We start from the raw sequence: 21,894 nt of genomic DNA on the forward strand, positions 1-21,894 counted from the left end.
AAATTCACCCTGTCAATAATTAGAGGGTAAATTTCCGCATCTAGGGTCGCGAAAGGGCGTCCAGCGGCAATTCGCGCTTGTAGATGCGCCGGAAGAGGGCCTGGGCGATTCGGGCCGCGTCGGCGCGCTCCGAGGTATCGACGCGCTCCGCGCCGCAATCGACGTCGAAGTTCATTTTGTCGCCGGCATCATAGCGCCGGTCGCGCCCGGCCTTCAGTACCATCCGCCATGCGCAGCCGGTGATCCAGTCCGGGTTCACCGCCTCGTCGCAGCCGGTCATCAGGCAGAACGCGACATTCCGCTGCCCTTGGTAATCTCCCTTCAGTGCCTTGGGGAACCAGGCATTGAACTGCTTTCGGCTGCTCTCGCAGAACGGCTTGTCCGATGCGGTTTCGCAATCGCGCACATAGTCGGAAGCCTTCTGAGCCGCGGCGGGATTTGACAGCAGGGCGAGGCTGATCAGAAGGAAGGCGCCGCGCATTTCAGACGCCGAACAGGTCGTTCATCGTCAGGACCTTGTGGACCGACGCGACAAACTGCATGTCGAACTCGATCGTGGCCGGCGGGTTGAGCTGCTGGACAATCAGCTTGGTCTCGGTACGGCGGACCAGGTGCTTGATGAAGCTCTCATAAGGGCCGTGCTCGGAATACTTCGCCGTCACCACAACGGAATCGCCGATATGCGCCTTGCGATCGGGGTGAATGAAGCGGAGGTCGCCGGGGTTGTGCTCTGGCACCATCGACGAGCCTTCGACATACATGCTGTAGGCATTCTTGGCGCCGACCAAGGCCGGCGGCCTCGCAACATAATCCACCACGCCACCTTCGAACTGAAACGCGCCGCCTAGAGAGCCCGCCGCGGTTCCCATCACCGGAACGTCCCGCGCCAGCGTCGCCAGGACGGGTGCCTTCACTCCGGCCATGCGGACATTGGACGTGGGGCGTCCGGCGAGAGGTGCCGGCGCAGGCTCGCCATCTCCCTCCATCAGCCACTCTACGGTCGTCCCGAGGGCATCGGCAACTTTGCGGATCGTGTCTGTCCGGGGGTTCTTCGTGCGCCCGTTCAGGATGTCGCGCAGAAGATCCTTGTTGTCGCTGATGGTGAGCGAAACGGCGGTGGCATTGGTTTGAAGCGCATCCAGCCGCTCGAGGATGCGGCGGACAAGCGGCGACTGTTCGTCCGGCGCGAGGGTGGGCTTCTTCATGAGGGGAATTTTACCCGCCGGTTCTACGGACGTCCCCCCTTTCAATTCACCCTTGACGAGAGGGTGAATTTCCGCATTATGGTCGACATGGGTATTTTCACCGGACAGTTGCTGGCCGTTGCCGCCGCGTATTGCGAGGCCACCGGCGTGAGCCTCAGCGCTGCGGGGCGCAGAGCCTTCGCGGAGTCGAAGCTGCTCGTCAATCTGTCGAGTGGGATCTCTTCCCCGACCCTCAAGCGTGCCGATACCGCCCTGGAGTGGTTCTCGCTTCATTGGCCTGACGGCGCGGCGTGGCCTGCCACGGTCCCGCGTCCCTCCGTTCCCTGCGAGGCCTCGGCATGACGCTTCGCCTTCGCCAATCCGACCAGCGCCTGGCGCAAGCGGCCTTCCGCCGCTTCGCGCTGTGGCCGGTTCGTCGTTTTTTCCTTCTGGTCCATGGGGTTCGCCCTCCGTGATCTGACGCGCTGACTGTCCGCCCGAACCGCCGTTTTCCCAACGAAAATGCGAGGGAGCATTTTTCGTGAGCGATATTGCTTTGCCCGATGGCCTGTTGCCGCTTCTCAAGACGGCCTCCCGCGCCCTGGTGAATGCCTGCGCCGCGCCTGGCCAGACCGGGCCGCAGCGCGTTGAAGCTCTCACCGGTTACAGCCTGGGCCAGATCTCGAAATGGCAGAGCGAAAGCGCGCCGGACCTGATCCCGATCCATATCGTCGCCGTGCTGGAAGCTGCGACCGGCAAGCCGATCGTCACCCGCATGCTGGCCTCGCTGACCGGGCACGGCGTGGCGCCGATCTCCGACGAGATCGGATCGGCCGGCGACTTGATGCTCGATGTCGTCCGCATCACCGGCAGCCATGCCCGATTCACCACGGCCGCGGCCGAAGCTCTGGAAGACCAGAAGCTGACGCCCGGCGAGGTCAAGGCCCTGCTGAAAAGCGCGATGGCCCATGTCGACCAGATGACGGCGCTCATCGGCCGGCTCGCACCCTTGGTGGATGCGTAACATGCCGGGCAAGGGTCATATTCGCGCTGGCGGCCTGACGGAGCGGCTCCTCGCCGCGATCGAGATTGCGGAGCGGCCGGTGCAGCGACATCTGCTGCTTTCGCCGCTTTCGCCTAGAGAGCGGATCAATTTCGGCCGCAGCATCGACCGGCTGGTGACGTGCGGCCGCATCCGCGAGACGCGGGCCGGCTTCATCTCAACGGCCATCCCGCCGGTCGAGCCGACGCTGAAGGACGAGCCGGAAGCCCGCAGGCTTTCGCCGGGGCAACGGGCGATCGTTTGCGCGGTCATCGATCGTGCCCATCGCTATCGCCGCTCCGGCTCGCCCTTCTGCGCGGCCAACCTTCTCCAGCGCGCATCCGAGCGGAAACTGCCGCCGCATGTGCAGCAGGATCTCGCCGCGCTCGCCAGCCTGTTCGGCGCGCATCGCCAGACCTTCCCCGAAGTCGATCTCGGGAGGGCCGCGGCATGACGACGGCCCAGAAGGCGGCGCTGGCCTGGCTCCGCAAGCACAATGGCGACGGTTGCTTCGACGTGAACGGCGTGCTGCTCGCTGCCGGCGAGCTGGCGCCCGTGATGCGCAGCACCTGGAACGAGCTCGAGCAGCAGGGCTTCGTCGAGTTCTACAAGCCGACTGGCCGGGGCCGCGGGCGCTGCCGCCTGACCGCGCGAGGCGCCGCATGAAGCGCGCCTTCGCCCTGCAGAAGGTCGGTCGTTTCCGCCGCTCCGCCGCGCGCGGCATGGCGAAGGCGGGATTCGCGGCTGCTGTCATCGCAATCGTGCTGCGGCTGAAGCGGTCGACGGACGACGACATCGTCGCCGGACGACAGGCTCCGGGGGCGCTTTGGAGCGCGGCCGAGCGCGCGCTGTTCAAAGAGGTGGCGTGATGATCTGGTCAGCTTTGTTCAACTTCTCCAGAGAGCTCCAGGAGCTTTTTATAGAGGGCGCCGACTTCTTCGACACCCTTTTCCATGGAGGCCCGGAAGCTCTCGAAGGTTTCTTGATTATCCGGAAAATCAAGCCTCTTTTTTCGGAATTCGATAAAAGAACATCGTGCCGAGTTTATCTCCGAAATAATTCCGTACCAGCGACGTTTTTGGTCGCCATTCAGCCACGGCAGCACGGGGCCTGCAGGAGCAATACTGGAAGATCTTGCATAACACTTTTCATAGCCTGCTTGGTCGCCGTACCTGGTGCGGTCGTAGGCGTGAGCCAACTCAAAAAAATCATCTGCATATTGAGTAATAGCCTGGCTAGCGGCAGCCCGACCGGTGCGAAGATTGTTCTGATGATTTTGGCCGGCCAGTTCGAGCGCTGCGCGCGTCATCTCATTTTGCCGTGTGATTTCACGCAGTTGTTTGACGACGAAATAGAGGCCGAAGACGGCAATTGTCGAAGAGACAATGGTTTGCAGTGTCGTCTGGTAGCGATTCAGCCAGAATTCTACTGGCCCGCAAATCTCCTTGTTATCCGCCACGAGCTTCAATTCCGCTTGGCAAGACAGGCCCGCCAGCAATGTCTGCGTGGCGTAGAGGCCAACGGCAAATGCGAGGAGGGCGGTAAAGGTGATGATCGGCCAGCGGTCTTTCATCCATACACGCTGACGCTGGGGCATTGCGGCCGCAAGGTGGCTGTCTCTGGCCTCCACAGCTTTGCGAGGGCGGCATGAGCGAAGCCCGCGCCTTCCTCGACGGTCGTGTCGTGCTGCATCCCGGCGATTGCCGCGAGGTGCTGCGCGGGCTCGCCGATGCCTCGATCGATTCCGTGGTGACTGATCCGCCCTATGCGCTGGTCTCGATCGGCAAGCGCTTCGGCAAGCCGGGCGCCGCGCCGACCCGCGATGGCGATGTCTACAGCCGCGCCTCGGCAGGCTTCATGGGCCAGCAATGGGACACCGGCGAGACAGCTTTTTCGCCCGCGTTCTGGGCCGAGGTGCTGCGCGTGCTCAAGCCCGGCGGCCATGTCGTCGCGTTCTCGGGCACGCGCACCTATCACCGCATGGTCTGCGCCATCGAGGATGCGGGGTTCGAGATTCGCGACCAGCTGGCGTGGATCTATGGCTCGGGGTTCCCGAAGTCGCACGACGTGTCGAAGGCGATCGACAAGCATCTCGGCGCCGAGCGTCCGGTCGTCGGCGTCGAGCGCTTGAGTAATGACATTAGCGGCGGGGCGCTGCTGGATGCCGCACATGATGGGAGCCGCCCCGGCTTCGAACGGAACATCACCGCGGCCGCTCGGCAGTGGGAAGGGTGGGGCACGGCCTGCAAGCCGGCCTGGGAACCGATCGTGCTGGCACGGAAGCTGCTCTCCGGTACGGTAGCGGAGACTGTGCTCGCGCATGGTACCGGCGCGCTGAATATTGATGGCTGCCGCGTCCATGCTGATGACGCCCAGGGCGGCGCTTATACGATCAAGCGATTCAAGCCTGGGGCGACGCTCGACAAGGAAGGCGGCACCTGGAAGCCGGAGGGCGACGGGCCGCTCTATCAAGGAGAGATGAAGCCCGGCCGCTGGCCAGCGAACATCGTCCATGATGGCAGCGACGAGGTCGTTTCCGCGTTCCCGGACGCGGCAGGACAGCAGGGTGTTGTTACCGGCGATGAGCCGTCGTCGCCCTTCGCCAATGTCTATGGCGACATGCCGTCGCGGGCTGGTGGTGCCGTTCCGCGCGGTGATTCTGGCTCGGCCGCGCGCTTCTTCTACAGCGCCAAGGCCGATGCCAATGACCGCATCGGCTCGAAGCACCCGACGGTCAAGCCCGTCGATCTGATGCAGTGGCTCTGCCGGCTGGTGACGCCGCCAGGCGGAACTGTGCTCGATCCGTTCGCCGGCACTGGCACCACGGGCGAGGCGGCGTTTCGCGAGGGCTTTCGGGCCGTGCTCGTCGAGCGAGAGGAGGCGTTTCAGGCTGATATCGCGCGCCGCATGGAGTTGGCTCTGGCCGGGCCGACGACGCGCAAGGTCGCGAGTGTGAAGGCGCGAGCGCGCGAGGAGGCGCCGTTGGGCGGCTTGTTTGCCGAGGCGGCGGAATGAGCACGCTCGAGCACGCTCTGGTCTATGCCGCTCGCGGCTGCCCAGTGTTTCCCTGCAAGGCGACGACGGACAAGTCGGCCGGCTCGAAGGCGCCGCATCTGCCGGGCGAAAGCAAGCCCTGCGCGCATGATGGCGGGCATTGGCTGGCCAGCGTCGACGAGGGGGTGATCCGCGGCTGGTGGAAGCGCTGGCCCTCGGCCTTGATCGGCTTCCCGACCGGGCTGCGGACGCAATGCGTTGTCGTCGATCTCGACCCGCGTGAGCATTCGACCAAGGCGATGCTGGCCGCGCTGACGCGGTTCTGCGGTCATCTGCGCGAGACCGACCCGGAGACCGGCGAAGTGGTCGAGCCGGTGATCGCGCGCACACAATCGGGGGGCTTGCACCTCTATTTTGCGTGGCCGGATGAGGCCACCTTCGCCGAGGTTGCCGAGAACCTGACGCGGCTGGGCAAGCCCAACACCGGGCTGATCGGCAACAAGGCGAACCTGTTCACGCGCTTCCTGCGCGACGGCGAATGCCCTGCCGAGCTCGCCCATGTCGATGTGCGCGGCGAGGGTGGCTATGTCATCGCGCCTCCTTCGGTGATGGCGGATGGCAAGCGCTATGAGTGGCTCTTGCCGCAGATCTCGCGCCTGCCGGCCCTGCCCAGGCGCCTGCGCGGCGTCATCACCGGCGAATTCCTGACCGATGCCGAGCGGGCGCTGCGGCGCGCTGCTCGCTCGCCCGCTGGCCGCCAGCCTTGCGCGATCGACGGCGATCGACGGGTGAAGGCCTATATCGAGAGGGCAATCGACGCCGCGCTGCAGGATGCGCGCACAGCTCCGGAAGGCGAGCGCAACCAGCGCGTCTTCGAGGCGGCCGTCTCGCTCTCGCGTTTCACCCGCTCCGGTCATCTCGACAAGGGCCAGGCCGAGGCCCTGCTGCTGGCGAACCTGCCGGCCGGCGTCTCGCCGAACGAACATAAGATCCGCGGCACGATCGCGAGCGGGCTTTCCGCCGATCGCGTGCCGGCATTTTCGCCCGAGCAGCTCGGGCCGGGGAGGTCATCGTGAAAAATCGCCTGTCTGATCTCAACAATCATCTCTTCGCTCAACTGGAGCGGCTCTCCGACGAGGAACTGACCGCGGAGCAGATCGATCAGGAGGCCAAGCGCGGCGAGGCGATTGTGCAGGTCGCCGATACGATCATCCGCAACGCTGCGCTCCAGATACAGGCCGCGAAGATCGCCTTTGAGGGTGGCGCGGACCCCGTCCCCTACCTGCCCGCGCCGGGCGTTGCTGCGGCACCTGTCATCGAAGGGAAGTCGTCGTGAGGGGCGGCCGCATCGCGTATTCCGACGATGAAATGGCGTGGCTGGAAGCCAATCGCACTATGGTCATCAGCGACTACCATCGCGCTTTCTGCTCTGCCTTCGATCGCAGCGATGTTGCTGCCACGCATCTGCATGCCTTGCGGAAGCGCAAAGGGTGGAAAGTCGGCCGTGCTGGGGGGCGCTATGTCGGCCGGCGCCGGCTTTATAGCCCTGCCGAGATCGATTGGCTGAGGGCCAACTGCACGCTGCCGCTGGCCGAGTATCACGGCGCGTTCTGCGAGCGTTTCGCGCGGCAGGACGTCACGGCTGCGCAAATCCTCGGCTTGCGGAAACGCGAAGGTTGGCAAACTGGCCGGACCGGTCGGTTCGAGCCGGGCCAGCCGTCATACAATAAGGGCAAGCGCTGCGCGCCTGGGACTGGAGGCCGGCACCCAAATGCGCGGCGCACTCAATTTCAAAAGGGTGCCCGGCCGCACACTTATCGTGGCGCTGGACACGAGCGGATCGACGAGAAAGACGGCTATGTCGTTATGATCGTCGAGGAGACGAACCCTTGGACCGGAGCTGCCACGCGCCCCGTTCTGAAGCACCGTTACCTATGGGAGCAGGTCAACGGCCCCCTGCCGGAGAGTCACTGTCTCAAGTGCCTTGACGGCGACAAGACCAACACCGATCCGGCAAATTGGCAGGCGATTCCTCGTGGTGTGCTGCCGCGTCTCAATGGCGGGCGCTTCAAAAAGCGGATCGCGTTCGATGCCGCGCCCTCAGAGCTGAAACCGACCATCATGGCGGTTGCTCGGCTTGAACATGCACTCCGAGCCAAAGCGCAGCCATGACTGATCTTCCCTCCGAAGACCTCTCGGCCGAGAGCCTGCGCGCGCTCATCACCGGGGCTGAGGCCGAAGCCGGCCCCGCAACCCCGTTTGATGGAGAGGACGATAGCGACGGCCCTTCCGATATGCCGGTCGGCGATGTCTCGCTGGCCGATGTCGAATGGTGTGCCCGGCTCGACCATTCCGACACCGACAATGGCAAGCGCCTGCTGCGGCATCGTGGGCAGGATCTCGCCAATATGCTCGAGGAGGGCTCGGACAAGGCCAATTGGGTGGTCTGGACCGGCGGCAAGGTCTGGGACCAGAGCGACGGCGCCAAGCAGGCGCTCGCCATTGCCCAGACCATCGGCGGGCTGATCGGGCTGGAGGCGGAGTACCTCAACCCCACGCCTGGCGAGAGCGCCGCCATCCGCAAGGCCAGCCGCGAGCCGACCGAGGAAAACCTCAAGGCCAAGGCCGCGGCGATCCTGGCTCTGGAAAAGCGGCAGGGAAAGCGTCGCGCCTTCGGCGTGACCTCAAAGAACCTCGCCCGCATGAATGCGATGCTGACCTGCGCGGCGCCGTTCTGCGTGGTGAAGCCGGAGGCATGGAATGCCGAGCAGCGGCTAGTCTATGTCAGCAATGGCACGCTGCGATTCCTGCGCGAGCCGACCGTACCGGACCCAGACGACCCGGCAACTTACCAGAACAGCCATCGCGGCCGCGCCGTGTTCGAAGCGGAAGGCTGGCGCCGCGAGGACCGCGTCACGCGCATGGTGCCGGTGGATTACGATCCGAAGGCGCAATGTCCGCTATGGCGCGCCTTCGTGGCGAAGTTCCTACCCGAAGACCTGGTTCCCGGCGTTGCAAAGGCGGTGCAGATCTATTGCGGGCTCGGCCTCACCGGCCTTCCGGTGCAGCGGCTGTTCTTCCATTACGGGCTCGGCGCCAACGGCAAATCGGTGTTCCTCGAAGTGCTGTCGCGCGTGCTCGGGCCGCTCTCCGAGGGACTGCCTGCGGAATCGATTTCGGGCCAATCGCAGAGCGCGGCCGGCGCGGCCTCGCCCGATCTGGCGCGCCTGCCGGGCGTCCGCTTCCTGCGCATCACCGAATTGCCGCAGGGCGAGCCTTTGCGCGAAGCGCTGGTGAAGCGCCTGACTGGCGGCGAGAAGATGGACGTGCGCACCCTGTTCAAGGGCTATTTCTCCTTCCAGCCGCAGTTCAAGGCGCATCTCTCCGGCAACGGCTATCCGAGCATCTCCGGCTCCGACAACGGCATCTGGCGGCGCATGGCCGTGGTGCCGTGGAAGGTGACGATCCCGGAGGCGGAGCAGCGCGATTTCGAGGAGGTGGTGAGCGAACTCGTCGCCGAGGCGCCCGGCATCCTCAACTGGCTGATCGAGGGCATGGAGCTCTATGACGGCGAGGGGCTGCACTTCCCGCCGGCCATGGTCGACGCGGCCAAGGAATACCGGGACGAGATGGACCCGATCTCGCTCTTCATCGAGCGCTGCATCAGGAAAGCCGAGCCGGAGGCTGACGCGCAGATCCGCGCCAACTTCGCCTATGACGCCTATGTCGCCTGGAGCGAGGCGAGCGGCAAGAAGCCGAAGAGCAACACGATGTTCGGCCGAGTGATGGCCTCGCGCTTCGCCCGCAAGGAGACGTCGTCCGGCAACGTCTATGTGGATATCGAGCTTCACGATGTCCCGGCGCGTCCGCCGCGGCCCCGCAACCCCGATGACGACGGGTACGCTGGTCCATGACCCTCCATTTTTGCCGATATCGTGGAGGGTCGTGGAGGGTTCATGGAGGGTTTTTGCCAACCCTCCATCGCGATTTCCGGTTTTGCCTCAATGACTTGGCAAGCGCGATGGAGGGTATGGAGGGTTTACGCGAGCGTATGCGTAGCTTTCGGGGTTCGGGGGAATTCAGTTCTCTCAATGCGTATAGGCCCTTCAAACCCTCCATACCCTCCATTCAATGTCTCAAGTATCTGATTTTGAACCGTTATTTCCGATGGATAGTTTGTAAAAACCCTCCATCAACCCTCCACAACCCTCCATTGGCGGAACAAGGGCGCTGACATGGCCAAAGAGACCATCGGAATCGAAGCTCTGCTGCACCGGGCCTATGCCCAGTATCGCGTCGACAAGGTGACCCCGGCGGCGGTGCTGGGGATGCCGCGCTTCAAGCCGTCCGGCTCGCTGGTCGGGGCGATGCAGGCCCTGCAGCTCGGCACGATCATCGACAATTCCGGCGCTGCGGCGCGGATGCTGGGCTTTCAGTCCATGGCCGCCGCGACGCCGGACGATCTCCTCGTCGTGCATGACCATGTTCTGGCGCTGTCGGCCTGGCTGATCGAGGGCGCGCAGGGTGACGAGCCGCAGGCGTGGAAGCGCAGCGAGATCGCGGCGCAGGGCTGGCGCGTCGAGGATGCGGCGAGCGGGCTCTGGCTGGTGCGTCCGGGTGAGGAGGGCGCGGCGGATGCGTGGTCGCGCCTGCATGACCCGTTCCTGACCGCGCTCGTCATCGAGCACGCCCGCAACGGCACGCGGCCGGATCATGGCGGGCCGATGCCGGCGCGGCGCGGCAGGCCGGACGAAGCGGCGCGCGCCGAGCGGGCCGGGATCATGCTGGCGCGCGCGATCTACGCGACCTGGCATGCGGCGCTCGGCCTGCTCGCTGTCGAGCTGGATGGGGTGTTGCTCAAGCATCAGGTGACCGGCCCGACCAGCCCGGAAGCACCATGGGATAGCGAAGCGACAGGCAATGTGCTCGCTTCTCAGGCTGGAAGGAGTGATTTAGGGCGTAATTCAACCCCAGCTAAGCTCTTGAACAGGAAGGCAAATCGACGCCTTTGACCGCCTCACCCTCTTGTGGCATGTTCGGAGCATCCCAATAGGGAACTGAACCCGCCCCGACGCTCCTGCGCCGGGGCGCATTCATTTCCGGCTCGGTCGGAGGAGGGCGCCATGTGACCCCGTCGCCCCCATCGACCCCGGCCCGACCGGCCCCCGGCCTCGGGTCCTTCCCGGGCCACCCCACCCCGCGACGAGTATTCGGCGCGGGATTTTTCTAGCCGCACCTTCCGAAATCTGACCGAACACCCCGAACATGGCCGAGATGGACCCGAACACGCCGGATGCCGCGTGGGTGTCCATCAGCGAGCTCGCCCGCCTGAAGGGCTTGAGCAAGGCGGCCGTTTCGGAGCGGGTGAAGGGGCTGATCCAGAAGGGCCAGCTTTCAACCAAGCCCGGCAAGGGCAAGGTCGTCCTCGTCAACCTTGCCGCCTTCGACCGCGTCATCGGTGAAACCACCGACCTGGCCAAGGCAGCCGGCGCTGAGACGAAACGGCTTTCGACTTCGCCGCAACCGCGCGACGACGCAGCGCCGATCTACACCGCCGAGCAGGCGCGTCACATGGCCTACAAGGCCGAGAGCGCCCGCCTCGACCTCGAGGAGCGCCAGAGCAAGATCCTGCAAGTCGCAGACGTATCCAATGCCATCGCGGCCGCAGGAGATGCTATCGCCCGCGCGATCGAAAAGCTTCCGACCATGGCGGACGATATCGCCAGTGCGGTAGCACAGAGCGGCGCGACGGGAGCGCGTACCGAGCTTAAGGCGAAAGCCCGCGACCTGCGTGAACTCGTCGCGAAGGAGCTGGCGCAAGCCCTGAACCTGAAACCGAACCCGAGCGAGGCGCCGGAGGAGACCCCGGACGACTGACGATGCAGCTTCCCGACGCTCTGACGATCGTCGTCGAGGCCCTGATCGCAGCCATCGCCCCGCCGCAGCAGATCGACCCGCCGACCTGGGCAGAGCGCGAGCTCACCGTTCCGGACGGACCGAAGAAGCTGGAAAAATGGAGCCGGCATCTCACGCCCTTCGTGGCCGAGCCGCTTTCACACACCAGCATCGACAGCCCGGTCAACGAGTTCTGCGTGATGAAGTCGGCTCAGACCGGCTTCACCACTCTGATGATCGCCGGAATCGGGCACACGATCGATATCGAGCCGTGCGACCAGATGATTGTGCAGCCGACCGACGGCGCGCTGACGGACTTCAACTCGAAGAAGCTCCAGATCGCGATCGAAAACTCGGATGCGCTCGCGAAAAAGGTCGCGCCCCAGACGGCGCGGTCCGGCAAGGCCTCGACCACCTATGAGAAGCGCTACGGCGCCTGCTCGCTGACCCTGGCTCTAGCCTCGTCCACCGCCGATCTCCGCTCCAAGTCGGTCCGTAAGGCCTGGTGCGACGAGATCGACGAGTATGCCGAGGATCTCGACGGCCAGGGTTCGCCCTTCGACATGATCGAGGCGAGGCAGGAGAGCTTCCTGGCCGACGGCTCCTGGAAACGGATCTACGTCTCTACCCCGACCATCAAGGGCGGCTCGCATATCGAGCGCTACTGGGAGGGCTCGGACAAGCGCAAATGGTTCGTCAAATGCCCGCATTGCCGGGATGAATCGGGAGAAAGCAGCGAGTTCGTCTTCGAATTCGGCCCGAATTTCCGATATTCCGACGAATGGCCGTATCGGGCCTATTACGTCGCACCCTGCTGCGGCTCTGTCGTCGAAGAGCACGAGAAGCGCGAGCTGGTACGGAACGGGCGCTGGAAGGCGACCGACCCCGGCCCGGGCAAGATGCCCGGCTATCATTTCAACGCGATGTCCTCGCCCTTCGTGCCCTGGCCGAAGATCGCGGAGCGGGCTGTCAAGGCTGGCAGCGACATTGCCAAGCAGAAGACCTTCTACAACCTGACGCTCGGCCTGCCCTTCGAGATGAAGGGCGACGCGCCCGACCATGTGCGGCTCTTCGAGCGGCGGGAGGACGGCCTGCCGCGCTATCGCGTGCCGCCCGCCGGCCTGCTGCTGACCGCGGCTGCCGACGTGCAGATGCGCGGCATCTGGTACGAGGTCACGGCCTGGGCGCCGAACGGCGAGAGCTGGACGGTCGACGCAGGCTATTGCGATGGCGATACATCGTCTCCGGACGGCGAGGCCTTCGGGCTGCTGCATAAGGCAACGCTCGGGCGCGAATTCGACGATGCCTTCGGCGGTAAGCGCACGCTCGACGCGCTCGGCATAGATTCCGGCTACCGCTCGCATGTGGTCTATTCGTGGGTGCGGCAGAACCAGCGTCTGCATCCCGACACGGGCAAGGATGTCGTGCTCGCGCTTGACGGCCGCGACGGCTGGAGCCTGCCGGCGATCGGCATGCCAAAGCTCGTCGACATCGATCTCGGCGGCCACAAGATCAGGCAGGGCTGCAAGCTCTGGCCGGTCGGAACCTGGTCGTTGAAGGGTTCGATCTATGACGATCTCCGCAAGGAGGGTCTGAAATCGGGCGCGCTACGTGATCCGGATGGCTATTGCCACTTCGGCACATGGCTCGATATGGCCTATTTCGAGCAGATCACAGCGGAATATCTCTCCGACGAGAAGCTCCGAGGCCGCAGCCGCAAGGTCTGGAAGGTCAGGCGGGATAACCACCTGCTCGACTGCCGGGTCTACAACAAGGCGCTCGCCGAATATCTCGGCCTGTCGACCTCGACGGCGGACGAATGGGCCGCGCTCGCGCGACACCGTGGCCTGCCGGTCGAGGTGACGAAGCGGGACCTGTTCACGCCGCCCGAAGCAACACCGCAACCCCTGCCGCCGCCTGAAGCCGATCCGGAACCCGTGCAAGGGGACTGGATCGGCAGGCGCGGGCGCAACTGGCTCCGTTGAACCCATGGCCTGGACGCAGACCGATATCGACCGCCTGAAAAAGGCGATCGCGACCGGTGCGCGCCGGGTCGAGTTCGGCTCGGGGGAGACCCGGCGCGTGCAGGAGTTCCAGACCATCGACGCCATGCTGAAGGCATTGGCCGCGATGGAGGAGGAAGTCTCCGGATCGGGTGCCTTGTCCTCGCGACGCACGGTCGCTGGCTACAATTCGGGGCTCTGAGATGGAGCGCAATCTCCTCGACAGGGCGATCGAAGCGATCTCGCCAGCGGCCGGGGCGCGTCGGGCCGAGGCGCGGCTGCGCCTCTCGGCTCTGCGCAATGCCCAGGCGATGTATGACGGCGCCTCGCGAGGTCACCGCACGCAGGGTCGCAAGATCGGCTCGACCTCGGCCGATGTCGAAACGCGGATGTCTCTGCGCCGTCTGCGTGACGTGTCGCGCGACATGGAGCGGAACAACGCCTATGCCCGGCGCGGCCTGACGGTCATCCCGACCAATGTCGTCGGGACCGGCATCGTGCCGTCTGTAAGGAAGGCGTCGAGCGACCTTGTTAAGCGCAAGGTCGAGGCTCTGATCAAGAGCCATCTCGACACGACCGATATCGACTATGACGGCCGGCAAAACTATGCCGGTCTGCAGTTCACCGCGGTACGGACGCTCGCTCGTGACGGCGAGGTCCTGGCAGTTCGCTACCGGCCGAAGGCTAGCCTGAAGCTGACGGTGCCGCTGCAGGTCCGCCTGCTCGAAGCCGACTATCTCGACGACAGCAAGGACGGTCCGGACGGAAACTTCGTCAATGTCCAGGGCGTTCGCTATGACGCCGCCGGTCGGCGCGTCGGCTATTGGCTGTTCGAAGAGCACCCTGGCAACGCCTCGCGGGCGGGGCGCAGTGCAGAATCGAAGCTGATCCCGGCTGCTGACGTGGCCCATCTCTACCGGATCGACAGACCCGGTCAGACGCGCGGCGTGCCGTGGCTTGCGCCAGGCATCATGACCCTCTGGGACATGAAGGACTATGAAGAGGCCGAGCTGATCCGCCAGAAGGTGGCGGCCTGCTTCGCCGGCTTCGAGACGAACACGAACGCTGGCCAGACGCTGGCCGGGGCCGCGACCACCAAGGCGGGAACGCCGGTCGACATCCTCGAGCCCGGCATGATCCACCGGATGGCGCCGGGCAGCGAGATCACATTCGCGACCCCGCCGCAGGTGACGGGCTATCCGGACTATATTCGGATGAACCTGCGCAAGGTCGCATCGTCGTTGGATGTGCCGTTCAACGAGATCGCCTCCGACGACAGCCAGGAAAACTTCGCGTCCTCGCGGCGCGGATACATCGTCTTCCAGCGCGTGGTCGAGGTCTGGCGCTGGCAGGCCGTCATCCCGCAATTCTGCGACCCGATCGGGCAATGGTTCCTTGAGGCCGCGACCGTCCCGCTCGGCGGGCCGCCGCGGGCGGAACTGGATCACACCCCGCCGCGGCGCGAACTGATCAGCCCGAAGGAAGAGGTCCCGATGATGAGGGACATGATCCGCTCGGGCCTGATGACGCGCCGAGAGACGCTGCGCTCGCTCGGATACGACCCGGAGGCCGTCGAGGCTGAATTCGTTGAAGAGAACCGCAGCGCCGACATGGTCGGCAACAGCTTCGATTCGGATGGTCGCCGGCCGGTGACCGGTCCGCTTCCCGACAAGGACACCCCGCAATGACCGCACTCGATCGGCTCTATGTCGATGGCGAGATCCTGCTCTATGGCGATGTCGGTGATCCATGGGGATGGGGCGATGGCTTCACTCCCTCCGATGTCGCGCAGGCGCTGGCGTTGCACGGCGCCGGCGACATCGTCGTCCGGGTCAATTCCGGCGGCGGCATCGCCTTCGACGGCGTCGCGATTTACTCGCTGCTACGTGCCCATGCGCTGACCGGCGGCAAGGTCGCGATCGTGATCGACGGCATCGCCGCCTCGGCGGCCTCTCTGATCGCGATGGCCGGCGACGCGATCGAAATGCGCGCCGGCGCGATGATGATGATCCACGACGCCGCGGGCATCACCTGGGGCACGGCCGAGGATCACGAGAAGTCGCGCAGCATGCTCGACAAGCTCTCCGGCCAGTATGCCCGGGTCTATGCCGACCGTTCCGGCCGTCCTGAGGCCGAGATGCGGGAGCTGATGCTGGCCGAGACTTGGTTCACGGCGGAGGAGGCTGTCGAGGCCAAGCTCGCCACCTCCGTGCTCTCCGACGCGGCGCTCTCCACCGCATCCTTCGATTACCGCGTCTACGCGCATGCCCCGGACGGGCTGCCTCGTCGCGTTAAGCCCACTTCCCCCGCGGCCACCGCCGCTCAACCCAAGGAGCCGAACATGACCGTTCGCCCCGATCCGGCGGCCGCTGCACAGGGCGCTGATCCCAAGGACAACCCCCCGGCCAAAGCCTGGACGGCGAGTTTCTACAAGTCTGCCGAGAAGTCCGGGCTGCCGCTGGCCGATCTCAACAAGATCGTCGACGAGAATGCCTCGCTGGCCGACGCTCTGGCGTCGCTGATCGACGCCCAGGCCGAGGCTGGCAATCGCGACAAGCCGAAGCCCGGCGGGACGCCTGCCGTCGTCACGGCCGATGCCCGCGACAAGCTGGTCGAGGGTGCTACCAAGGGTATCCTGATGCGCGCCGGCATCGAGGGCGGCGAGCGCAATGAGTTCACCGGCATGCGCCTGGAGCGCCTGGCGGAGGAGGCACTCGTCCGCGCCGGCCTGCCGACGAGTGGCAACCGCCTGCAGGTGGTCGGCCGCGCCTTCACCATGATCGGCCGCCCCCTCGCTGCCGGCGGCATGCATTCGACTGGCGACTTCGGCACCATCCTCGAGGCCGTCGCCAACAAGTCGATGCTGGCCGGCTGGGACCAGGCCGATACGACCTATCAGGTCTGGACGAAGAAGGGCTCGCTGTCCGACTTCAAGATCGCCAACCGCTATGGCGTCGGCCCGCTGCCGATGCTGAAGAAGAAGCCGGAAGGCTCGGCCTACGAGTATGCGACCCTGCAGGACAGCAAGGTCACCGTCATGCTCGCCACCTATGGCCAGGCCTTCGCGATGACCCGCGAGATGGTGATCAACGACGATCTCGACGCCTTCTCCGATATTCCGCGCAAACAGGGCATCGCGGCGCGCACGACTGTCGACAGCCTGCCCTATGCGCTGATCATCGCCAACGGCCCCTTCATGGGCGGCAATGCGATCTTCCATGCCAGCCGCTTCAACCTCTCCGGCGCCGGTGGCGGTGCCCCGGCCAACGCCGTTCCGTCGGCGGATGCCTTCGAGGCGGTCGCGACCTGGATGCGGACCAAGCAGGTCGGCGGCACCGACGGCAAGACGCGCTACCGAATCCGGCCGAAGTTCGGCCTGTTCCCGGTGGCGAAGGAGATGACGGTCCGTCAGCTCCTCAACTCGTCGACTGAGCTCGGCCAGGCGAACCCGGCGCTCAAAAACCGCGCGCAGGGTTTCATCGAGCCGGTCTTCTCCGACTGGCTGGACGATGCCTCGGCGATCGCCTGGTACTTCGCCGCGGACAAGACGCAGGACACGGTCGAGGTCTCCTTCCTGGATGGGGTAGACTCTCCCTTCCTCGACCAGGAGAACGACTGGAACGTCGATGGCACCAAGATGAAGGTTCGCATCGACGCCGGCGCCTCCGTGCTCGATCCACGCGGCCTGTTCAAGAACAACGGCGCCTGATCGGCGCCGGCGATCCGAAGGCCTTTCGCCCAGCCCGCCGCCTCCGGGTGGCGGGTTACGGAAAGGCCTTTCCCTTTCCTCTTCTTCGGAGTGCCAGTCATGGCCAAGAACTACATCGCTCCGTCCGACCCCGTTACCGTGCCGGCGCCGGCCGGCGGCGTCGTCTCGGGCCTCGCCTATCTCATCGGCGCGCTGTTCGGCGTCGCCGGCAACACGGCCGCTGCCGGCATCGGCTTCCCGCTGCATGTGCGCGGCGTCTGGTCCCTGCCGAAGGCGGCCGGCGTCAACTGGCTCGTCGGCGCCAAGCTCTATTGGGACAACGCCAACAGGGTCGTCACCAATGTGGCGGCCGGCAGTACCCTGATCGGAACTGCACGCAACGATCGGATCAATACCGATACCGATGCCGAGGTGATCTTCGGGATCGTGGCCTGATGGCCTGCGGCGGCTGCGCCGAGCGGCGCGGGCTGATCGCTCGCGCCGGCTCGGCCGCGGTGCGTGGCGCCTGGCAAGAGGCGGGGTCAGCGGCAAGAGCCGCCGCCGCCTCGGCCCAGGCGGATCTCGGCAAAGTGGCTGGCAAAGTCGCCCAGGCGGCGCAGGCCGCGCTGGCGCGCAGATCGACGCGATAGATCGGGCGGTACCATGAACGGCCTGCAGCTCCGGACCGATATCACCATGAAGGGGCTCGACGCCCTGGTGATGGCGGCGGGGCCGAAGGCCAACCGGGCGATCGCGCGCGGCGTGAACCGCGCCGGCCAGCCGACCGCCAATACCGGCAAGCGCAATATCCGCGAGGTCCTCGGCCTGCGGAAGCACCCTTACGCCAAGGGCACTGCCGTTCAGGCGGTGAAGCGCTACACCTCGATCCGCAAGGCCACAGCGGCGACGCTGACCTTCTCGATGGCCGGCTTCGGCCGCGGCCTCCCGGCGATCTGGTATCAGCCGAAGGAGACACCGGCCGGCGCGACCATCAACTGGCTTGGCGCCCGCAAGCTGATTGGGCGGAGCTTCTATCTCAGCGGGCGCTTCCCGCGCCGCAAGCGCAGTTCGATCTCGCATGCGGTCTGGGAGCGCACCGGCAAGGGCCGCTGGGCTCTGTCGCGGCCGCGCGGCCCCGGCGTGCCGGAGGCGATGCAGTCGCGTCCCTTTGGTAGCGCCTGGGAGCGCGACGCCTCGGCCCGGCTGCCGCACCACATGAAGGAAGCGCTGCTCGCCGCGCTCAGGGGCTATTGATGTCGGCTTTCGACGATCTCGACGCCATGGTGCTCGACACCGCCGGGGTCCTGTTCGGCGACACGGCGACGATCTTCCCGATGACGACCGGCGGCGGCGTCAACGGCAAGCCTGAGGCGGATGCCTCGCGCGAGTCGATGACAGGCGTCACCGTGATCCGGTCGGAATGGTCCGAACGGGTGCAGATCGGGGGCAATGGTCTTCCGACGCCACCAGGTGCGTTCAAGGTCGCGGCTGCTGGTTTCCGCGTGGTTGCAACACTTCAGCCTGCAGGCCTGCAGTGGGTGCCGAGAAAGGGCGATGAGATCGTCTTCGATGATCGCCTGAGCATCCGCTACCGCATCTCCGAGCCGATGCCGGACGGCCTGTCCGGCCTCCATCTCGGCTTGACGAGGATATCCGGATGATGCTCGCCCGCACGGCGCTGCGCCTCGCCATCGTCGAGACGCTGGCGCCCTACGCGCAGATCGTAGCGCCTGATCCGGCTTGGCCTACCTTCGCCGGAAAGCATGTCTATGACACGCAAATCAGCGCTACGGCGCTTGCGGATGTCGACGCGCCAGTGCCGGTCATCGTCGTCCTGACCGACGAGACCGAACTGAAGGCAGACGGAACTGATGTCACGTTGGCCTCGAGCTCGACGCCTCAGATCGTCACCGTCGCCTTCGAGATCATGGTGCCGGTACGTGTCGATGAAGGCTCCGAGAGTGTGGTTCGGCTGGTCGGCCCGATCGATGCTGCCGCCGAGGCTTTGCTCGACCTGATCGAAGACCAGATCAAGCAGCGCATCGACGATGGGCGGATGATCGGACCGCTCGACCGGGTCCTGGCCGAGGTCGTGGAGATCAAGAGCCTGCCATATCGCGACCCCGATACCGAAACGCGTCTGTCGGCGAGCAGGGTCGAGTTTTCCTGCCGCGTTCTGCGCGGCCAGCGCTGGCCGAAGGATCTGCCGGCCTCTCCGCAGCCCTTCGACTATCTGCCATCTCCGATGCGGGAAGTCGCCGAAGCTCTGCCAGCCGGAAGCTATGGCGCGAAGATCGCGACCATGCTCGGCAGCCTGATCGGCCGCCCCGCCGATTTCCCGGCGCTGAACGAGATGCGTCTCGCGGCGAACCTCGCCCGCGGCGCCGACGATACGCCTGCCGCTCCGGCCGACGCCTCGACCACGCCGCCGACCGGCGATCTGGGCGGTTCCGTCACCTTCTGACCTTCGAGGACAGCAATGAGCCTGACCAAGACCGTCGTCCTGGCGGATAAGGAGGCGCGCGTGCCGTGGCCGAATTCGCCCGGGCGCTTCCTGCCGAACGAGCCCTTCGAGGCCTCGCTGATCGACCCGTTCTTCGCGGCGCTGATCGCCGATGAATCGCTGGTCGATCCGCCGCCTGATCCTCCGGCCGAGACGGCGCCGCCGCCGAAGTCGAAACCCTGACCCCTTCCACATCTCCGGAGCGCTGCAGATGGCGACGCTGTTCAATTTCATCCCGGGCAGCGGCCTGATCGCGCCGGGCACCTTCTTCGAAGTCAATTCCGGCGGCCAGTACGAGAGCCAGTCTTACGGCGTGATCTTCGGCCACAAGTCCACCGCCGGCTTGCTCGCTGACAACACGCCGACCCTGTGCTCGACCGCCGGCGAGGCCGCACAGCTCGCCGGCGTCGGCTCGCAGCTCTATGAGATGTTCCGCGTCGCGCGCCGTGCCGCGCCAGCGCAGCGCATCTACATCGTCTCCATTCCGGTGGCCGGAACCTCCGGCCAGTGGACGATCGCGGTGGGCGCGCTCGCGGCGGCTGCCGGTGACGGCGTGATCGAGATCGCCGGCCGCAAGGTCTCGGTAGCGAAGGCAGCTTCGGAGACGGCCAACGCGACCGCAACTGCAATCGCGGCCGCCATCAATGCCTATGTCGACCCGCTGACGCTGGCCTATCTGCCGGTCACTGCGACGGCGGCGACCAATGTGGTGACGCTGACGGCGCGCCATGCCGGCACAACGATGAACGAGCTTGAGATCTTTGCCGATCCGAATCTGGCCGGGAATGCTTACGCCGCCGGGTTGACGATCGCGCAGTCCGTGCCGGCGACGGGGACGGCCTCGATCGCTGCTGCGCTCGCCGCGCTCGGCGACCTGCCGATGGACTGGATCATCTCGCCCTTCGTCGAGACCACCAATCTCGACGCCGCGGCGGCGGCGCTGTCGGATGTCTCGGGCCGTTGGGCCTGGAATGCCCAGCTCTACGGGCATTATTTCACGGTCAATACCGGCAACACCGCGGCGCAGACCACGCTCGGCCTCGGCCGCAACGACCGGCACATCGCCGTGATCGGCCGGGTCGCCTCGCCGACACCCGGCTGGGAGTGGGTTGCGGCTTATGTCGCGCGCGTCCTGCCCTGGCTGACGGACGACACCAACGGCAATGCCGCACGCAACCAGAGCGCCCTGGCGCTCGAGGATATCCGCCCGCCGCGCGACCGCTCGCTCTGGCCGAACTACGCGGTGCGAAACACGCTGCTCGGCTCCGGCATTTCGACCTGGACCGTCAACGGCGCCAACCAGGTGGTTATCGACAAGCTCATCACCATGCAGCGCCAGAACGCGCAGGGCCTGCCGGACACGGTCTTTCGCGACATCCAGGCGATCGCGCAGGCCATGCTCGGGTTGCGCTATCTGCGTTGGGGTCTGTCGACGCGCAATGCCAACAAGGCGTTGGCGCGGGCGAACCCATCGAACCTCCCGACGATCGCGACGCCGGACGACATCAAGGCCGACTGCATCGCCCTCTATGGCGATCTGGTCGACCGCGGCCTGTTCGAGGACAAGCCCACCTTCGCCAAGCGGGTGAAGACGGAGGTCGATGCGTCGAACCCGGCCCGCGTCAACATCAAGATGGATCTCGACCGGGTGAACCCGCTCGACATCCTGGCTGCGAACGCGACGTTCTACGCGCAGTATCCCGCCAACTGACGGCTGCCGCCGTGGCATAGGCCCGCCGCCTGGCGGCGGGCTCCTTTCCCTTCATTCCGGAGCCTGACGCCATGTCGAATAACGGCGGCATCATCAAATTCCGCCTGCCCACCGGCCAGAACCTTGCGATCCGCGGTTCGGTCACCCGCAATCCGGCCCGCATGAGCGCCGAGACCGTCGCCAACTCGGACGGCACGCTCGACCGCAGCTTCACCGTGCAGGGCTATCGCTTCGGCATGTCGCTGGCCGACAAGGATGTCGATGGCAACCCGATCGATGTCGACGCGCTGCTGGCGTTCGACAAGGTCGATTTCACCTTCCTGCACGATACCGAGCGGGTCGATTACCACTATGGCCGGGCGCATCTGACCGGCGATCCGCAGATCGACGCCATGACCGGCGAGCTCTCCGGCATCACCGGCGCCGCCGAGACCTATCTGGCGGTGCCGCGGTGAGCGCCGCCCCGGCGCCCCGGCGCGAGGATCTGCCGGACGGATCGGTGCGGATCTTCTTTGCTGCGCCGATCGTCGATCATGGGCAGGCGAAGGGGCATCTCACTCTTCGCCAGCCCACGGCCGGTGAGATCTGGGAGTTGGGCGATCCGCGCGGCTTCATCTACGACAAGGGCGGCCTCGGTACGCCATATGTCGACCGACCGCTGCTGCTGCAGTGGATCAGGAAGCTGATCACTGAGCACGATGCTGATGTTGTCGCGCGTGAGCGTGATCCGTCGCTGGGCTTGCTGATCGAGGAGGCGGTCCTCGATTTTTTCAGGAACGCGCGGATGCGGTTGAAGCCCGCCTCCGCGCCCTCGCCAGTGCAGGCGTGAGCCCGCGGGAATTCTTGGCGATGAGCCTGTCGGCGCTGAAGCGCT

The 21,894-nt window shown here is 65.7% G+C and carries 27 protein-coding genes; 23 read left to right on the forward strand and 4 right to left on the reverse strand.

What is annotated here, in order from left to right; translation table 11 throughout:
- Positions 1–40: 40 nt before the first annotated feature.
- From FQV39_RS28635 to FQV39_RS33360, 3 genes are all read right to left on the reverse strand, one after another.
- Positions 41–481, reverse strand: a complete 441-nt coding sequence (locus FQV39_RS28635; RefSeq protein ID WP_187640102.1) for a hypothetical protein — start codon at positions 479–481, stop codon at positions 41–43.
- 1 nt (position 482) lies between these two features.
- Entirely contained in the window at positions 483–1,205 is a 723-nt protein-coding gene (locus tag FQV39_RS28640; RefSeq protein ID WP_187640103.1) for an XRE family transcriptional regulator, read from the reverse strand.
- 269 nt (positions 1,206–1,474) lie between these two features.
- Positions 1,475–1,642 carry a hypothetical protein gene (locus FQV39_RS33360; RefSeq protein WP_187640104.1) on the reverse strand — a complete coding sequence of 56 codons (168 nt, stop codon included), beginning with the start codon at positions 1,640–1,642 and terminating at the stop codon, positions 1,475–1,477.
- An 83-nt stretch (positions 1,643–1,725) separates the two neighbouring features.
- Here FQV39_RS33360 and FQV39_RS28645 point away from each other — a divergent pair, with 83 nt between their 5' ends.
- From FQV39_RS28645 to FQV39_RS28660, 4 genes are read left to right on the forward strand one after another with little or no spacing between them, the layout of a single operon-like run.
- A complete protein-coding gene (locus tag FQV39_RS28645) occupies positions 1,726–2,208 on the forward strand; it encodes a phage regulatory CII family protein (protein WP_149133391.1) in 483 nt (160 codons plus the stop codon).
- A gap of 1 nt (position 2,209) precedes the next feature.
- Positions 2,210–2,680 carry a hypothetical protein gene (locus tag FQV39_RS28650; RefSeq protein ID WP_149133392.1) on the forward strand — a complete coding sequence of 157 codons (471 nt, stop codon included), beginning with the start codon at positions 2,210–2,212 and terminating at the stop codon, positions 2,678–2,680.
- Positions 2,677–2,892, forward strand: a complete 216-nt coding sequence (locus FQV39_RS28655) for a hypothetical protein (RefSeq protein ID WP_149133393.1) — start codon at positions 2,677–2,679, stop codon at positions 2,890–2,892. Before FQV39_RS28650 ends, FQV39_RS28655 begins: the two co-directional genes overlap by 4 nt.
- Positions 2,889–3,095 (forward strand): hypothetical protein, encoded by a 207-nt coding sequence (locus FQV39_RS28660; protein WP_149133394.1) that lies wholly within the window; start codon positions 2,889–2,891, stop codon positions 3,093–3,095. The genes FQV39_RS28655 and FQV39_RS28660 overlap by 4 nt, the downstream gene beginning before the upstream one ends.
- A gap of 8 nt (positions 3,096–3,103) precedes the next feature.
- Here the strand turns inward: FQV39_RS28660 and FQV39_RS28665 are convergent, their stop codons facing one another.
- Positions 3,104–3,823 carry a hypothetical protein gene (locus FQV39_RS28665; protein WP_187640105.1) on the reverse strand — a complete coding sequence of 240 codons (720 nt, stop codon included), beginning with the start codon at positions 3,821–3,823 and terminating at the stop codon, positions 3,104–3,106.
- A gap of 50 nt (positions 3,824–3,873) precedes the next feature.
- Between FQV39_RS28665 and FQV39_RS28670 the strand changes: the two genes are divergently transcribed.
- The 19 genes from FQV39_RS28670 (at position 3,874) to FQV39_RS28760 (ending at position 21,849) form a co-directional block, all read left to right on the forward strand.
- A complete protein-coding gene (locus FQV39_RS28670; protein WP_149133396.1) occupies positions 3,874–5,241 on the forward strand; it encodes a DNA-methyltransferase in 1,368 nt (455 codons plus the stop codon).
- Entirely contained in the window at positions 5,238–6,296 is a 1,059-nt protein-coding gene (locus FQV39_RS28675) for a bifunctional DNA primase/polymerase (protein ID WP_149133397.1), read from the forward strand. The genes FQV39_RS28670 and FQV39_RS28675 overlap by 4 nt, the downstream gene beginning before the upstream one ends.
- Positions 6,293–6,556, forward strand: coding sequence for a hypothetical protein (locus tag FQV39_RS28680; protein ID WP_149133398.1), 264 nt, complete (start codon positions 6,293–6,295; stop codon positions 6,554–6,556). The genes FQV39_RS28675 and FQV39_RS28680 overlap by 4 nt, the downstream gene beginning before the upstream one ends.
- Positions 6,553–7,392 (forward strand): HNH endonuclease, encoded by an 840-nt coding sequence (locus FQV39_RS28685; RefSeq protein ID WP_210251152.1) that lies wholly within the window; start codon positions 6,553–6,555, stop codon positions 7,390–7,392. The genes FQV39_RS28680 and FQV39_RS28685 overlap by 4 nt, the downstream gene beginning before the upstream one ends.
- Positions 7,389–9,134, forward strand: a complete 1,746-nt coding sequence (locus FQV39_RS28690) for a DNA primase family protein (protein ID WP_149133399.1) — start codon at positions 7,389–7,391, stop codon at positions 9,132–9,134. Before FQV39_RS28685 ends, FQV39_RS28690 begins: the two co-directional genes overlap by 4 nt.
- A gap of 321 nt (positions 9,135–9,455) precedes the next feature.
- Positions 9,456–10,232, forward strand: a complete 777-nt coding sequence (locus FQV39_RS28695; RefSeq protein ID WP_149133400.1) for a hypothetical protein — start codon at positions 9,456–9,458, stop codon at positions 10,230–10,232.
- Positions 10,233–10,485: 253 nt separating this feature from the next.
- Positions 10,486–11,097: a hypothetical protein gene (locus FQV39_RS28700; RefSeq protein ID WP_149133401.1), complete on the forward strand. Its 612-nt coding sequence runs from the start codon at positions 10,486–10,488 to the stop codon at positions 11,095–11,097.
- A gap of 2 nt (positions 11,098–11,099) precedes the next feature.
- Positions 11,100–13,100 (forward strand): phage terminase large subunit family protein, encoded by a 2,001-nt coding sequence (locus tag FQV39_RS28705; protein WP_149133402.1) that lies wholly within the window; start codon positions 11,100–11,102, stop codon positions 13,098–13,100.
- A gap of 4 nt (positions 13,101–13,104) precedes the next feature.
- Positions 13,105–13,320, forward strand: a complete 216-nt coding sequence (locus tag FQV39_RS28710; RefSeq protein WP_149133403.1) for a phage head-tail joining protein — start codon at positions 13,105–13,107, stop codon at positions 13,318–13,320.
- Between the two features lies 1 nt (position 13,321).
- Positions 13,322–14,806: a phage portal protein gene (locus FQV39_RS28715; protein WP_149133404.1), complete on the forward strand. Its 1,485-nt coding sequence runs from the start codon at positions 13,322–13,324 to the stop codon at positions 14,804–14,806.
- A complete protein-coding gene (locus FQV39_RS28720; protein ID WP_149133405.1) occupies positions 14,803–16,827 on the forward strand; it encodes a ClpP-like prohead protease/major capsid protein fusion protein in 2,025 nt (674 codons plus the stop codon). The genes FQV39_RS28715 and FQV39_RS28720 overlap by 4 nt, the downstream gene beginning before the upstream one ends.
- Before the next feature lie 99 nt (positions 16,828–16,926).
- Positions 16,927–17,262 (forward strand): DUF2190 family protein, encoded by a 336-nt coding sequence (locus FQV39_RS28725; protein WP_149133406.1) that lies wholly within the window; start codon positions 16,927–16,929, stop codon positions 17,260–17,262.
- A 207-nt stretch (positions 17,263–17,469) separates the two neighbouring features.
- Positions 17,470–18,060: a hypothetical protein gene (locus FQV39_RS28730; RefSeq protein ID WP_149133407.1), complete on the forward strand. Its 591-nt coding sequence runs from the start codon at positions 17,470–17,472 to the stop codon at positions 18,058–18,060.
- A gap of 26 nt (positions 18,061–18,086) precedes the next feature.
- Positions 18,087–18,467 carry a hypothetical protein gene (locus tag FQV39_RS28735; RefSeq protein WP_149133408.1) on the forward strand — a complete coding sequence of 127 codons (381 nt, stop codon included), beginning with the start codon at positions 18,087–18,089 and terminating at the stop codon, positions 18,465–18,467.
- Positions 18,464–19,270: a hypothetical protein gene (locus tag FQV39_RS28740; protein WP_149133409.1), complete on the forward strand. Its 807-nt coding sequence runs from the start codon at positions 18,464–18,466 to the stop codon at positions 19,268–19,270. Before FQV39_RS28735 ends, FQV39_RS28740 begins: the two co-directional genes overlap by 4 nt.
- 15 nt (positions 19,271–19,285) lie before the next feature.
- Complete coding sequence (locus FQV39_RS28745; RefSeq protein ID WP_149133410.1) at positions 19,286–19,492, forward strand: hypothetical protein; 207 nt, start codon at positions 19,286–19,288, stop codon at positions 19,490–19,492.
- A 28-nt stretch (positions 19,493–19,520) separates the two neighbouring features.
- Positions 19,521–21,020, forward strand: a complete 1,500-nt coding sequence (locus FQV39_RS28750) for a phage tail sheath subtilisin-like domain-containing protein (protein WP_187640106.1) — start codon at positions 19,521–19,523, stop codon at positions 21,018–21,020.
- 71 nt (positions 21,021–21,091) lie between these two features.
- The gene (locus tag FQV39_RS28755; protein ID WP_149133412.1) at positions 21,092–21,475 is read left to right on the forward strand and encodes a hypothetical protein; all 384 of its coding nucleotides are present in this window, start codon (positions 21,092–21,094) and stop codon (positions 21,473–21,475) included.
- The gene (locus FQV39_RS28760) at positions 21,472–21,849 is read left to right on the forward strand and encodes a hypothetical protein (RefSeq protein WP_149133413.1); all 378 of its coding nucleotides are present in this window, start codon (positions 21,472–21,474) and stop codon (positions 21,847–21,849) included. The genes FQV39_RS28755 and FQV39_RS28760 overlap by 4 nt, the downstream gene beginning before the upstream one ends.
- The last annotated feature ends 45 nt before the right edge of the window (positions 21,850–21,894 follow it).

Origin of the sequence: Bosea sp. F3-2, from assembly GCF_008253865.1 — a bacterium.
GTDB lineage: Bacteria > Pseudomonadota > Alphaproteobacteria > Rhizobiales > Beijerinckiaceae > Allobosea.